The sequence below is a fragment of the Corynebacterium sp. KPL2825 genome, from assembly GCF_037908445.1.
GTDB lineage: Bacteria > Actinomycetota > Actinomycetes > Mycobacteriales > Mycobacteriaceae > Corynebacterium > Corynebacterium kefirresidentii.
Genome location: NZ_JBBMGI010000011.1, coordinates 87,608 through 100,389 on the forward strand (window position 1 = coordinate 87,608; position 12,782 = coordinate 100,389).

The following is a 12,782-nucleotide window of genomic DNA, read 5'->3' on the forward strand; positions in this document are numbered from 1 at the left end:
TCGCTTTTTGTAATTTTCCACATTTTACACATGCAGTGCCACAAGGCAGGCTAAATGACATGACTAGAACGCGGCGTGCAACGGTAGCCATGCTCCTAGTGGGCTTGGCCATCTTCTCCAGCCTTTATTCCACCCAAGCTATTCTTCCCACGCTGGTACAAAACATGGGTCTTTCCTCCACCGAGGCGGCCATGACCGTATCGGCCGCTACGGGCGCGCTGGCCCTGTGCGTCGTCCCCGCTTCCATCCTCTCCGAACGCTTCGGCCGCGGCCGTATCCTGCTTATTTCGGCCGTTTCCGCCACCAGCGTGGGGCTCATTGTGCCGCTCGCTGCCGAAGGATGGCATCTTATTTTGCTGCGCGGCCTGCAGGGCGCTCTCCTCTCCGGTGCACCTGCTACCGCGATGGCATGGCTTTCTGAAGAACTCGATGATAAAGCGCTGCCGCGCGCCATGGGGCTCTACATTGCAGGCACCTCCGTCGGCGGCCTTACCGGCCGTCTCATTCCTACCGGGCTGGTAGAGATTTCCACGTGGCGCTGGGCCCTTTTTGGTTCGGCGCTAGTTTCGCTCGCCTTTGCCATCACGTCGTGGCTCCTGCTTCCCGCGCAACGCAACTTCCGGCCGAAATCCATCCATCTCACCAGCGAAAGTCGGGCGCTTTTCGGCCACTGGGCTAACCGGGATTTGGCATTGCTCTTTCTCACCGCGTTCCTCTCTATGGGCACATTTGTCTCCATGTACAACTTCCTGACCTTCCGGCTCATCGATGATTTTGGGTTGGCCCCTTCACTCGCCGGTTTGGCCTTCCTCTTCTATCTTTCCGGCACGTGGTCCTCTGCGCGGGCGGGCTCTCTCGTGGCACGGATCGGGCATGGGAAAACCCTCTGTGCTTCAGCCGCACTTTTTACCCTTGGCATCGCATTATGCGCCGGTAACCTTCCCATGACGCTCCTGGGCATGATCGCCTTTACCGTGGGCTTTTTCGCCGTCCACTCCACTGCCTCCGGGTGGGTAGGCCAGATTGCCACCCATGACCGTGCGGAGGCGTCCTCGATGTACGTATTCTGCTATTATTTCGGCTCTTCTGTGGTGGGAGCGTGTGCAGGCATGCTTTTCGACGCCCTTTCTTGGCCCCTCTTCATTGCCTTCTTCACCGCGGTGGCCCTTAGCCTTAGCGCACTGACTTGGACCAGGATTAAATCCGACTAATATCGGTTTTATGCCTGAGAATAAGTGGTCGGCGCGGACGTGGCACCGAAGGGCCTCTCGGCCCGTATCTCTGTGGATGATGGTCTTCATCCTCGTGGGTGCCACGCATACCCTGGTGCCGAACTACCGATGGGTGCTCATTCACCTGTTCACCCTCGGACTAGTGAGCAATAGCATCATGGTCTGGTCACAGCACCTGACGGAAAAATTCACCCAACAGCGCCTCCCCGATTCCGCCCGGCCCACCCAATTGGGTCGCATCTATGGCCTCAATGCCGGCATCATCATCACGCTACTCGGCCAAGTCCTTATGGAATTCTGGTCCCATCACTGGATAGTCACCCAGGTGGGAGCCACGCTCATTACTCTCATGATGCTTTGGCATGCGGCATCGCTCTTCCGGCAATGGCGCGGCGCCAAAGAAAAGCGCTTCCGGCCGGTGGTGGGCGCCTATGCACTTTCCGCCCTCTGCCTGCCGGTAGGCGCCATGTTTGGCGCACTGCTAGCGGTCCACCCCGGCCACCCTACGCTGCTGCTCGCCCATATCGCCGCCAATATCGGCGGTTTCATCGGCTTGGCAGCGGCCGGCTCCCTCACCATCCTTTTCCCCTCCATTTGGCGCACCCAAGGTATCAATCGCCACATGCGTTCCTCCTTTGCCCTGCTCGCCGTCGGCGTGGCCGCCACCATCATTGGGGCCTTCCTCGGATTCCCCCAGTTGGGCCTAATCATGTACTGCTGCGGTTGGGTACTGAGTCTGCAGCAGTGGCTCGACAACGTGCTCACAGTGGCTAAAGACCCGCGCGATCGCATTACTTTCGCCTCGGTCTCCGTCCTTATGGCCTCGTTATGGCTGGTGCTGTCTTTGGCGTATTACACCGTCCAGCACTTTTTCACCCCTGAACCGGCACTGCCTTCCCTCGCCTTGCTGGTGGGGTTTGCCGGTCAGCTCCTCATCGGCGTCATGAGTTACCTCTTGCCCACCACCATGGGTGGCGGCCCCTCTGCCGTCCGAGCGGGCCTACAGCAGCTAGACAAACTCGGCTTATTGCGTGCCACATTCGTCAATGGCGGGCTACTCATCTGGATCGGTACCGATGTTTCCCTGCTCAAGGTGGCCGCCTCCCTTCTGTGCATCCTTTCTCTGGCTGTCTACCCCGTGCTCATCGCCCGAGCGGTCAAAGCCCAGAAACAGGTCTTAATGAAAAAGGCGGAGGGCCCAGATCCCAAGCCGGGACCTGAATGGAACCAGGTATATATGGGCATAGCGATCCTCGCGGTCGTGTACGCCCTATTTACAGCGCTTTAACCCCCGGTGCTCCGGCATCCATCCACTCGCGTACCGCGCGGGTGGCCTGTACATCGCCGGAGTTATAGTCCAGCAAACGCTGCCGCGCCACGAGGTCCCCGGCTAGCGCCTCGCGCCGCGCATTCACGGATTCTTCGCCGTCGAAATCCTCTTCTGGCCACGTAAACCCAGCCTCAGGCGCAACAACCTTCAGGCCCAGGCCAAAGGGGCCGGCGAAGGATCTTTTAACGTGGGCAAACATATCCACCCACTCGGGCGAGGAGATGAACTCTTCTACCTCCCGCTCATCCACCTCGTGGAAACGCCGCGCGGACATACGCATCCAGTGATTCTCGCCATGGGCAGAGTAGCAATAAGCAGCAAAGGTTTTACCCTGCGCATGCGCCTGCGCCCGCAGATCCATCAGCCAGCGCCAGAAGGCCGCAAAATTTTCCGCCTCGGCGCGCCCTCCCAACGGCTCCCAGGTCACGAAAGGGACATACTCGCCGTCGTACCACGCTCCCCATAGATACGCGCCCTGGTCCAGGTAGGCTTCCATATCCACGTCTACTTCCACGTCCGCCCGCGGAACGTTCACGTCACCGCGGCGCAACAATACTTCCCCGGCGCGCCAGGCGGCTGCAAGGCGGGAGGGTTCGCCCAGGTCGGCGTCGATAAGCGCCTGCACGGAAGTAATACCTCGCTCGCGGTAAGGCTTAGCGCGGTCGCCGGATAAAAAGAGCGAAATATCATCCGCCGCCACCAACTCTGGTTCACACAAAGACCAGAAGCGGCAGCTAGCGCACTCTTTAACCCGTACCGGCGCAGTAGGCAGCGGCTGATTCCACGCGCGTTCCAGATCAAACCTGGCCGTGTCAGTAAAAAATGCTCGCGTGCGATCCTGTCCAATGGCTCCGCCCCGGCCCGAATCAAGCCCTAGATCCTGCAAAGCACGAGCGGCAAAAGCTAAGCGGTAGCCATCCACCGCATGGTGGCGCAGCTTATACGGGGCTTCGAGCGGCTCGCTCAGCCCCAACCTGTGGGTGGGCACCGCCAGCGTCGTCTTCGTGTCATTCTTGCGGGCCACACGATGATTGGAGACGATGATCGGGGTGTATTTATCGCCCTCACGCAGCAGCACATCCACGTGCACCATCCACTCCTCGGTAGCAAAGACCGCATTGGTGATGTGCGTATATCCGGAAACCACAGCCTCAAGGGTGCGCATGGAGCGCTCCCACTCATCGCCTTCTAAATCGATGCGGCGGAAACGACCGGAACCCCTGCGCGGAAGCATCTGCATGACCGCCTCCACGGCGGCGGCGTGGCGCTCCGCCCGGGCAATCGAGGCATGGGTACGCGGCATCTCGGGGTGCGCACGCCGCTGCACTAAGCGGTAACGGCACCCCACAAGGTCCGAAGCAACAACCACATCCTCCACACCGGGTGAGCTTAATGGAACGGCAAGGTAAAGTTGAATCCAGACTCGATCAAACGTGAGGGAAATTAAATGAGCATTCTGAAGAAAATTAAAAAGGCCCGCCAAGAAGCACGCGCACAGGCAAAGGCTGCCAAGACCCGCGCTAAGGCAGAGGTAAAGGCCCAGTCTAAGGACCGCCGTCGCCAGCAAAAGCTTCTGGCCAAGCAGGAAAAGCACCTCATCAAGTCTGAGGAAAAGGGCCTAAAGAAGCGCCGCAAGCACGAGCAGAAGATGGCCAAGAATGAACTGGCCAAGCTCAAGGCCGGCCGTTTTAATTCCGATAACGTCAAGCGCTACGCCGGCGCACTGCGCACCGCCGCTCCCCTGCTGCTGCCACTTCTCTACCGCGGCTACGTAGGCTTGAAAACCGAAGGCGAAAAGCGAAAGGCCGCCAAAGCCGGCGTAACTTCAGACCAGATGGCTTCCTTTTCCGGCTACGGTGCCCCGCTCAAGGCCCGCACCGCAGGTATCCGCAATTCCCTCGATAACACGGATATCCCGGCCGGATTCAAGCGCGATGTGCGCGACCGCCTCCAGGAAGTAGACTCCGCCATCGACAATGCTGAGTTTATGACTAAGCAGCAGCGCCGCCGCGCACACAAGACCATTAGCTCGGAGATTGACTCCATTACTGCGGAAATCCAGCAGCGTCTGGCCCAGTAAAATCATTTATGCCACCACCGAATAGGGGGCGGTGGTGGCATATATTTATTTTCCATAAAGTTCCGGAATTTTTCGGGGAAAGTCTTTTCAGCCAGAAAAAGATGCGGATAATCTTCTAATCGCCCTATCCCTGAAACACCATTAATGCTCTCTTTGCTTGGTGTGCATTTAGAAAATTGGAGGCAAAATGTCCCGCCGTGAAGTGACCCAATTTTACGACGACTTGGACCACACCCTAATTCCCGAAGACCAGCTAGAAGTCATTCACTTCAGCGTGAACGGTCAAAACTACCTTATCGATCTCTCCACGGATAACGCGCGTCGCTTCCATAATCTTCTCGCCCCCTACGTGGATGCCGCCCGCGTTGCCCCGGACATCAATGCACAGCGCGCCAATCCGAGTCAGATCCGCGCATGGGCACGCACCCAAGGGCTGCCAGTGGCGCACCGGGGCAAGATCCCGCAGGACGTCATCGAGGCCTATAACGCTGCCAACTAGAGCACGCCCTGCTCGCGCGCAGCCGCCACGGCGGAGGTGCGCGAACGCACACCCAACTTGTCATAAATGTGCACAAGGTGGGACTTCACGGTGGCCTCAGACAACATAAGATCTTGTCCAATCTGGCGGTTTGAAGCACCGGCTGCCACCAGCTGCAATACTTCTAACTCGCGCGGTGTAAGGGAAGTACGCGGCGTACGTACGCGAGTCATTAGCCTATCGGCCACGATAGGAGAAAGCGCCGAATCGCCCTCCGCAGTCGAGCGTACCGCCGCGAGCAACTCCTGCGGTGGTGCATCCTTGAGGAGATAGCCCACGGCGCCGGCCTCAATCGCGCCGAGAATATCCGCATCGGTGTCATAGTTAGTGACCACCAGAACCTTGGGCGGGGTGGCCATGGCGGATCGAATCTGCGCGGTAGCCTCCGCACCACCCATAACGCGGGTCCCTTCCACGCCGGCGCCAAAGCGCAGGTCCATCAGGATGACATCGATGCCGCCCGCCTGCGCAGCCGAAACCGCAGCTTCGGCCGTAGCGACCTCCCCTACGACGTCGATATCTTCTGCGCCCTCCAGCACGGAGCGCAAGCCTAGCCGGACGATTTCGTGGTCATCTGCTAATAGGACCCGAATCACGACATTCCTCCTATCGATGTCATTGTCAACCAAAAGTTTAATCTACTCGGCTGTTTAAGGGCATACTAGCTGACACAGCAGTGCCCTCCCCCGGCGCGGATTCAATAATGACCTCCCCGCCTAGCTCCTGCGCGCGGCGCCTGATTGCGGCCAGACCAATATGTCCCAGCCCTGCAGGGGTACTCTCCACCGCGGCCGGATCAAAGCCCTTGCCATTATCCACCACGTCCAGGCGCACCTCATCACCCTCATAGGTCACCGTAATCCGGGCGCGGCTCGCCCCTGCATGCTTGACGACGTTCCCCACAGCCCCCTGCGCAATCCGCAATAACGCCGCCTCTACCTTCATGGGCAACTGTTGTACTTCACCTTCGGATTCCACCTCTACGTGGATGTCTCCAGTAGCACCAAAGTTCTCCGCCATGCGGGTCAACGCCGCCTCAAGGGAAGCCTCATTGAGCGTTGGCGGCTGCAAGGCCGCAATCATCGCCCGAGCCTCATGCAGATTATCCGCGGCCGTCCTTCGGGCCAGTTCGATGCGCTCTCGCGCCTTGTCCGTATCCTGCTTATCCAGATCGCGGTCCGCCGAATGCAAGAGCATCTGAATGGAGGAAAGCCCTTGGGCGAGGGTGTCATGAATTTCATGGGCAATACGCTGACGCTCGGCGACCATGCCCGCATCGCGCTCTGTGGCCGCCAGTTGCGAACGGGTTGCGACCAACTCTTTATTCATCCGGGACAGCGTCCGGAAGGCATAAGTGATCGCTATCGTCACCAGCGCCGAGACTGCCGGCCCCATCACCCCACCAAAGGTCAGCCCCTGCGGAATCTGCACCACCACCGTGATGATTGAGGCGCCAATGACGCACACGATGCCCGCTGCCATATCCAGTACCGTGAGGTATAAGAAGAACATGGCGAAGACCAAATAGATTGCCGCTGGGGCCACGAATAAGTCCGCCACCCACAGCACCGATAGGATGCATAACCACAAGTAGCGCACCGGCCTAGCCCAGTTCTCCCCGTACACCGAGCCCGCGAAATATACCGCCGCAAAACCCACCAAGAGCAGCAGGTTAATAATCGCTTGCGAAAGCGGCATCCGCGCGGAGGTAAAAATGCCTACCACCAGCAGGCCAGCGGTCAAGATGTGGATACCGCTACGCAGCGCATCGGTATCCCGGTCTATTGTGGAGCTCATGCGCAAAAGCCTACTGTCCCTTCTCGCTCTAGCCACCTTTGGGATCGCCGGCTGCGATTCATCGGCACCCACCCCCGCGCCAACCAGCACAGTAGCTCCGGGATCCGCGGAAGCCCCGGAGGTTAACGTCTCTCAGACCGCGGAGGTCAATGACTGGAGCGATTGCCCCTACATCGACCCCGGCTGGCTCGAAGAAACCAATGGCCAGCGCCTGACCAAGCAGGGCGTCGACACGCGCTTTCCTACCCCGGCCTGTGTGTTCTGGTCCTACCAGGACGACCCGCAAGCCACCGTCATCGTGCGGGATATGCCCACGGCCGAAGACGCTCGCGCCGCAGTGGATTGGGCCGCACCTATCGACGCCACCGAACCCGCCTCTTTTGACGGTTGGGAAGGCGGCCGGGGCGTGGTCGATGAACACGCCGTATACGCCGTGCAGAAGGACACGCACGCGGTGCTGGTCTGGAGCAACCAGCAACAAACGGTTAAATCAGAGCAGATCGCCCACGAGGCGATTGCGAACTTAGGCCTTTAGACCGCGACATCGTTATACGGCATCATTGGCGACAGCCACGGGAATACAACCTCCATCAGCAGGAAGAAAACTCCCACCGCAATGGCGATGGCCAAGATGACTTTCACCGGTGTCGGCCCCGGCAAAAAATTCCATAAAGCGCGATACATTATTTCTCCTCTTTTTCTACTTCCATAGCGTGCACAATCATGCGCTCCGCATTGGAAAATTGCGGGTGACACGTGGTCAGGGTAAGGATCTCGCGATTCGGCGCGGCGTCAGACTCTGGTACTGGGTTGGTCACTGAGACATCGCCAGGCGTTGTAATATGCCGGCCAACCACGTGGGAATACTCCGGCGGTATTCCGTTAAAGCAATCCGCCTGCTCTCCATCAATGGGCAGTACGCGATAGGTGATTCGCTCCGTTTGCGTCTCCACCACGATGTCATCGCAGGTCTCCAGCTTGCCTAGATCATTAAAGGGAGCCCCCTTGCCCACGCGGTGGCCGGCAACGGCAAAGTTTCCCATCTCCCCCGGCATCTGGGAATCTACGTAGCGACCAGGACCGCGGAGCAGATCATCTTCATTGGTGCCCTCAATGATGGCGAAGTGATAGTCAGAACCAAAGGTGGGAATGTAGAGCTGGGCGAATGCCTCGCCCAATTCCGGCTCCATCTTCTGGCGTGGGTTCCTCCATTGCTCTTCAAGATCGGCACTCGCCTCTTCTTGCAACTGCCCGGATTCTACATTTGTCCAATAGGCTTCATAGAATGCAAAGAGTAAAAGAACCACGCCAATGGTTAGCATGAGTTCCCCAAGAACTTTAGTCATGCCTTAGACCATACTGCCCATGAAAGGTTAAGTATGTACGAAGTCTTCATGTACCCGGTTTCTGGAATCATGAAATTCTGGCACTGGATCGTCAGCAGCTTCGTCAGTGAATCCACGGCTTGGCTGATCTCGATCATTCTGCTCGTTATCACCGTGCGTGGAGTCGTTGTCCCCCTGAACTGGATTTCCGTACGTTCCGCCCGTATCGGCGCACTCATCCGCCCAGAAAACAACCGCATCAAAAAGCAGATGAACAACGCCACCACTACCGAGGAAATGGTGGAGCTCATGCAAGAGGAAAAGAACCTCATGAAGAGCTACAACTATAACCCTGCAGCGGGCTGTTTTCCCCCACTCATCATGATCCCGGCCTTCATCGGCCTCTACCAGGTGCTCCTGCGCATGTCTAATATCGAGCGCGGCTCCACCACCGTGGGAATGCTGAATGCCTCCGATGTGTCGGCCTTCCGCCAAACTACCTTCTACGGCGCCCCGTTGACGGATTTCGCCCGCGAACACGGCGACCTCATCAACCCCATCTTGATAGCCGCTATTACCTTTACCATGGCTAATTCTGTTATTTCTCTGGTGCGCAGCTTCCGCACCACTCAGTTTGATCAAAAGGTCAACCGTCGCGTCTTCATCATCATGGGCTTTTTGCTCTTAGTCATCCCATTCTTCCTATGGCACTTGGCCCAAACCGGACCAATCCCGGTAGCAATCATTCTCTACTGGGGCTGCGCGTATCTCTTCACGCTGATCCAAACCGCCATGTTTGAGATCATTTTGCACCGCGACTACCCACTTACTGAGGACGTTCATACTATGCGCCGAGACAGCATCCGCCGCTGGCGCAAGCGCGAAAAAGAACCCGCCCTCTCCAAGGAAGAGAAAAAGCGGGTCAACCAGCTACGTATAGAGGCGCGAAAGTATCTTAAATCGAATAGTCAGCAGGGGGAGCAGAAAGCATCTGAGTAGCCAGATCGCGGGCCGTCTGCAGCGGCCCAATCTCCTTGGTCAACCGAGCACCGGCACGCCCGCCATCCAAGAAGATCAACAGCTGGCTCGCCTGCGAGGACGATGGGTACCCATTGCGCTCAGTCAGCAGTGCCGTCAAGGTGGAATGCACCCAGTTGCGGTGTTCGACGCAGGCGGCCACGATGCCATGTTCCGCCTCAGTTTCCGGACGAGGATACTCTCCGGCAGCGTTCAAAAAGTGGGATCCGCGGAAATCCTGCTTGGGTTCTTCCTCAATCGCTTTATCAAAAAAGGCCAGGATCTTTTGATCCGGATCCGTCATCTCCGCAGTGCGCTGCTCCCAATCCTGGCGGAACTTCTCGTCCAAAGCTTCCACATAGGCGATTACAAGCGCATCCTTGGAACCAAATAAGGAGTACAAAGAAGCCTTAGCTACGTCCGCCTCACGCAGGATGCGATCAATTCCGATGACACGAATGCCCTCGGTAGTAAAAAGCTTGGTCGCCGATTCCAGCAGCCGACTACGCGGGCTGGGCCGATTACGGCGCGACTTCTTTTCTGCCATGGTTTCCTCTCTAAAACGACAAAGCCGGTTCATCTATACTTTATAGACAAACCGGTTTGTACGCGAATTAAATGCGGGCTACTTCTTAATGAGCCCCACGATCCACAACAGGATACAAGCACCACCAGTAGCGGCAATCAAGGAGAAGATCCATCCGCCTTCCTCAATGTTCAGGAAGTGGATAATCATTCCGCCGATAATGCCGCCCAGCACACCAACAATAAGGTTGGTCAACAAGCCGTGGTCGCGCTTCATAATCTTTTCTGCCAACCAGCCGGCAATGATACCAATAACAATCGAGCTAATAAGCCCCAAACCCAAATTCATGCAATCCTCCTAAATTAGCGGGTACACCCCAATGTACACGAGCGAACCTACCCAAGGGGGTACGCAACAACAAAGGCGCTCCGCCCATATGAGCGGAGCGCCTTATACTCAGTAGCTTTTAGTTGTCCTCATCCGGGCGAACAACCATCATCGGGCATGGTGCGGACTGCAACAGTGCGCGGGAGGTCGAGCCCAAGAGCATACCCTTAAAGCCGCCGCGGCCATGGGAGCCCACAACCAGAAGCTGCGCACCTTCTGCGGCTTCGGTCAAAGCGCTCACTGGACGATCTCGGGCGATAAGCTGCTTGACCTCTACGTCTGGGTACTCCTCGCGCGGCTCCTTGAGGTTTTCAGCCAGCAGCTCGCTCTGCTCCTTCTCGATATCAGCCCACTCAGACTGGGCGGCCGAAAGACCGGCCAAGGAAGCCTGTACCTGCATATCCATCCAGGTGTGAACCGCAATCAAAGCGGCGCCACGAGCCTGCGCCTCACGGAATGCATAAGCAGTGGCCTTCTGCGAAACCTCAGAGCCATCCACACCGACCACGACAGGACCGTACTTGGTGGAGTCCGTAACGTGATTATCTTCGCGAACGACGACCACTGGGCAAGAAGCGTGGGAGACAACCGAAGCGGAGACAGAGCCCATCACCATGCCAGACAATCCACCCATGCCGCGGGAGCCCATAACGATCATGGTGACATCATGCGACATTTCCAGCAGCATATCGATCGGGGAGCCCTCAGCCACCGTGTGACCAATCTTCAGCTCTGGGGCAACCTCATGAGCGATAGCGCGGGCCTCTTCGATTTTTTCCAGCGTCTCGGCCTGCAAGTCATCGAAAAGTTCCTTCGGCGGTACCATGCCCTCTGCGTACAAGAACTGCGGCATGGTGTAGCTCGATGCAATTCGAAGAGGAATCTCGCGCTTCATAGCCGTATTTGCGGCCCAGCGGACTGCATTCTTGGATGCTTCCGAACCGTCAACGGCAACGACTACAATGTCTTCCTTGGCCATGATGTGTCCTTTCCGTGGTTATACCTTAATTATAGTACGGATTAGGCTTGAGGGTTGATGGTTGCGGCCTCAGAATTCGACGGGAACATAACGGTGTAAACAAATTCCAAGACGGTGCGAATTACGGCGCCGATACCTTCAGAGAAAAAGGCAACAACCGGTTCAATGAGAGAGTTAAAATCCATGGACAAAACCTTAATACATCGCAGAAAGGGTTTCACGCCTTTACCGATTAAAGACGGCCTAAACCCAACCCGCGTGCGCACCCCTGAGGCAAACATAACCGCCTGGGATTTTCTTAGTGCAGTAATCTCGGCACAACGCCACCGGCATCCTCACGATGACGCCGCCGCGCTCCAAGCGCGCTTTGACTCCGGCGAGGTGGTCCTACGCAACCAAACCCAGCTCCGCCCGGAATCCGTCTTGCGCCAAGATGAGGACGTCTTTTTCTACCGCATGCCGGGACCCGAGATACCGGTGCCTTATGACATCCCCGTTCTCTATGAAGATGAACACATTCTCATCGCCGATAAGCCACCGTTCATGGCCACCATGCCACGGGCCCGACATATCGTCCAGACCGCTACAGTCCAGCTGCGGCGAATGACCGGAAACAACGAACTTGCACCAGCACACCGCCTAGACAGACTTACATCCGGAATCTTGCTATTTACCAAACACCGTGAGGTGCGCGGGGCCTACCAAACGCTTTTCGCTGAAAAGAAAGTCTCAAAAACATATCAAGCGATCGCCAAATACCAGCGCTTTCCGACGCCCCTCCAATGGTCCTCGCACCTTACCAAGACCCCCGGCGAAATCCAGGGCCGAATCGGCGACGGTCCCCCTAACGCATTCACCACACTCACTTCAGTCGAGCAAATAGACAACACCCCTTATGAAAAAATCCACGGCTACCTGCCACAATTGGGAACGTACACGCTACAACCAACCACGGGTAAGACCCATCAATTGCGTCTCCATATGTGGCAAGCAGGCGTACCCATCGTGGGCGACCCGGTCTACCCAGAGATTTTTCCCGAAGACGCAGAGGACATGCGTATTCCTATGCACCTAACGGCAACGCGCATCGAATTCACCGATCCCCTTAGTGAAAAGCCGCGCGAGTTTGAGTCCGCCCTGCCCCTATATACACACCGTCTCATCGATTTTCAGTAGCACAAGCCCGGTACGCCGAGCCTCGTGCTACCGGCTTCTCGGTGGCCTTGGTTGAAACCGTTGGCTGCTACAGAATAGGCAGTGCGGTGATAGTAAAAATAGTTCAATAGCCCGCGAATACATAGACAGCTCGGGGCGCCCTTGCCACGTTGGGGCCGGAGACAAGATGTGAGTCCGCCCCGACTCTCCCCTCCGTAGCCTTCAGCCATACTCCTGGCTTTGCAGATGAGGCCTTCCACCGGCCGGGAAGGCTGGTAAAACGCAAAAAGAAGAGGGCGGTGGTATACCGTCCTCTTCTTTGTTGTATTTTGTTGTGTGTTGTTGTTTGGTGTCGGCGGTGACTTACTCTCCCACAACCTCCCGGTTGCAGTACCATCAGCGTGTGCAGGCTTAGC

Annotated in this window: 16 protein-coding genes; 7 read left to right on the forward strand and 9 right to left on the reverse strand. The window is 57.3% G+C overall.

Features of this window, described 5'->3' with window-relative positions; translation table 11 throughout:
• Nucleotides 1–59: 59 nt before the first annotated feature.
• Together WMQ00_RS09605 and WMQ00_RS09610 are read left to right on the forward strand one after the other, a co-directional pair.
• Nucleotides 60–1,211, forward strand: coding sequence for an MFS transporter (locus WMQ00_RS09605; protein WP_023020107.1), 1,152 nt, complete (start codon nt 60–62; stop codon nt 1,209–1,211).
• Between the two features lie 10 nt (nt 1,212–1,221).
• Entirely contained in the window at nt 1,222–2,520 is a 1,299-nt protein-coding gene (locus tag WMQ00_RS09610) for a hypothetical protein (RefSeq protein WP_023020108.1), read from the forward strand.
• Here WMQ00_RS09610 and WMQ00_RS09615 read toward each other — a convergent pair.
• Entirely contained in the window at nt 2,507–3,940 is a 1,434-nt protein-coding gene (locus tag WMQ00_RS09615; RefSeq protein WP_023020109.1) for a TM0106 family RecB-like putative nuclease, read from the reverse strand. The two genes, WMQ00_RS09610 and WMQ00_RS09615, sit on opposite strands and share 14 nt — an antisense overlap.
• 69 nt (nt 3,941–4,009) lie before the next feature.
• On the opposite strand from WMQ00_RS09615, the gene WMQ00_RS09620 reads away from it, so the two are divergent.
• Together WMQ00_RS09620 and WMQ00_RS09625 are read left to right on the forward strand one after the other, a co-directional pair.
• Nucleotides 4,010–4,642, forward strand: a complete 633-nt coding sequence (locus tag WMQ00_RS09620) for a DUF6474 family protein (protein WP_316349557.1) — start codon at nt 4,010–4,012, stop codon at nt 4,640–4,642.
• 187 nt (nt 4,643–4,829) lie between these two features.
• Complete coding sequence (locus WMQ00_RS09625) at nt 4,830–5,141, forward strand: histone-like nucleoid-structuring protein Lsr2 (protein ID WP_023020111.1); 312 nt, start codon at nt 4,830–4,832, stop codon at nt 5,139–5,141.
• On the opposite strand, the gene WMQ00_RS09630 is transcribed toward WMQ00_RS09625, so the two are convergent.
• Entirely contained in the window at nt 5,138–5,776 is a 639-nt protein-coding gene (locus WMQ00_RS09630; RefSeq protein WP_023020112.1) for a LuxR C-terminal-related transcriptional regulator, read from the reverse strand. The genes WMQ00_RS09625 and WMQ00_RS09630 overlap by 4 nt on opposite strands.
• A gap of 37 nt (nt 5,777–5,813) precedes the next feature.
• A complete protein-coding gene (locus tag WMQ00_RS09635) occupies nt 5,814–6,977 on the reverse strand; it encodes a sensor histidine kinase (RefSeq protein WP_316331182.1) in 1,164 nt (387 codons plus the stop codon).
• Between WMQ00_RS09635 and WMQ00_RS09640 the strand changes: the two genes are divergently transcribed.
• Nucleotides 6,976–7,512 carry a DUF2020 domain-containing protein gene (locus tag WMQ00_RS09640; RefSeq protein ID WP_317001809.1) on the forward strand — a complete coding sequence of 179 codons (537 nt, stop codon included), beginning with the start codon at nt 6,976–6,978 and terminating at the stop codon, nt 7,510–7,512. The two genes, WMQ00_RS09635 and WMQ00_RS09640, sit on opposite strands and share 2 nt — an antisense overlap.
• On the opposite strand, the gene WMQ00_RS09645 is transcribed toward WMQ00_RS09640, so the two are convergent.
• Together WMQ00_RS09645 and WMQ00_RS09650 are read right to left on the reverse strand one after the other, a co-directional pair.
• Entirely contained in the window at nt 7,509–7,661 is a 153-nt protein-coding gene (locus tag WMQ00_RS09645) for a hypothetical protein (protein ID WP_023020115.1), read from the reverse strand. The two genes, WMQ00_RS09640 and WMQ00_RS09645, sit on opposite strands and share 4 nt — an antisense overlap.
• Complete coding sequence (locus tag WMQ00_RS09650; RefSeq protein ID WP_200288526.1) at nt 7,661–8,323, reverse strand: class E sortase; 663 nt, start codon at nt 8,321–8,323, stop codon at nt 7,661–7,663. Before WMQ00_RS09650 ends, WMQ00_RS09645 begins: the two co-directional genes overlap by 1 nt.
• 33 nt (nt 8,324–8,356) lie before the next feature.
• Here WMQ00_RS09650 and yidC point away from each other — a divergent pair, with 33 nt between their 5' ends.
• The gene (gene yidC, locus WMQ00_RS09655) at nt 8,357–9,301 is read left to right on the forward strand and encodes a membrane protein insertase YidC (protein ID WP_316349603.1); all 945 of its coding nucleotides are present in this window, start codon (nt 8,357–8,359) and stop codon (nt 9,299–9,301) included.
• Here the strand turns inward: yidC and WMQ00_RS09660 are convergent.
• The 4 genes from WMQ00_RS09660 to WMQ00_RS09675 all read right to left on the reverse strand — a co-directional run bounded on the left by WMQ00_RS09660 (nt 9,258) and on the right by WMQ00_RS09675 (nt 11,396).
• Nucleotides 9,258–9,866: a TetR/AcrR family transcriptional regulator gene (locus tag WMQ00_RS09660; RefSeq protein WP_086588579.1), complete on the reverse strand. Its 609-nt coding sequence runs from the start codon at nt 9,864–9,866 to the stop codon at nt 9,258–9,260. The two genes, yidC and WMQ00_RS09660, sit on opposite strands and share 44 nt — an antisense overlap.
• Before the next feature lie 78 nt (nt 9,867–9,944).
• On the reverse strand, nt 9,945–10,193 hold the full coding sequence (locus WMQ00_RS09665) for a GlsB/YeaQ/YmgE family stress response membrane protein (RefSeq protein ID WP_005327014.1): 249 nt from the start codon (nt 10,191–10,193) through the stop codon (nt 9,945–9,947).
• Nucleotides 10,194–10,311: 118 nt separating this feature from the next.
• On the reverse strand, nt 10,312–11,211 hold the full coding sequence (locus tag WMQ00_RS09670) for a universal stress protein (RefSeq protein WP_200288525.1): 900 nt from the start codon (nt 11,209–11,211) through the stop codon (nt 10,312–10,314).
• 41 nt (nt 11,212–11,252) lie between these two features.
• Nucleotides 11,253–11,396, reverse strand: a complete 144-nt coding sequence (locus WMQ00_RS09675) for a hypothetical protein (protein WP_023020120.1) — start codon at nt 11,394–11,396, stop codon at nt 11,253–11,255.
• Between WMQ00_RS09675 and WMQ00_RS09680 the strand changes: the two genes are divergently transcribed.
• Nucleotides 11,377–12,387, forward strand: coding sequence for a pseudouridine synthase (locus WMQ00_RS09680; RefSeq protein WP_445293065.1), 1,011 nt, complete (start codon nt 11,377–11,379; stop codon nt 12,385–12,387). The two genes, WMQ00_RS09675 and WMQ00_RS09680, sit on opposite strands and share 20 nt — an antisense overlap.
• Nucleotides 12,388–12,782: the final 395 nt, after the last annotated feature.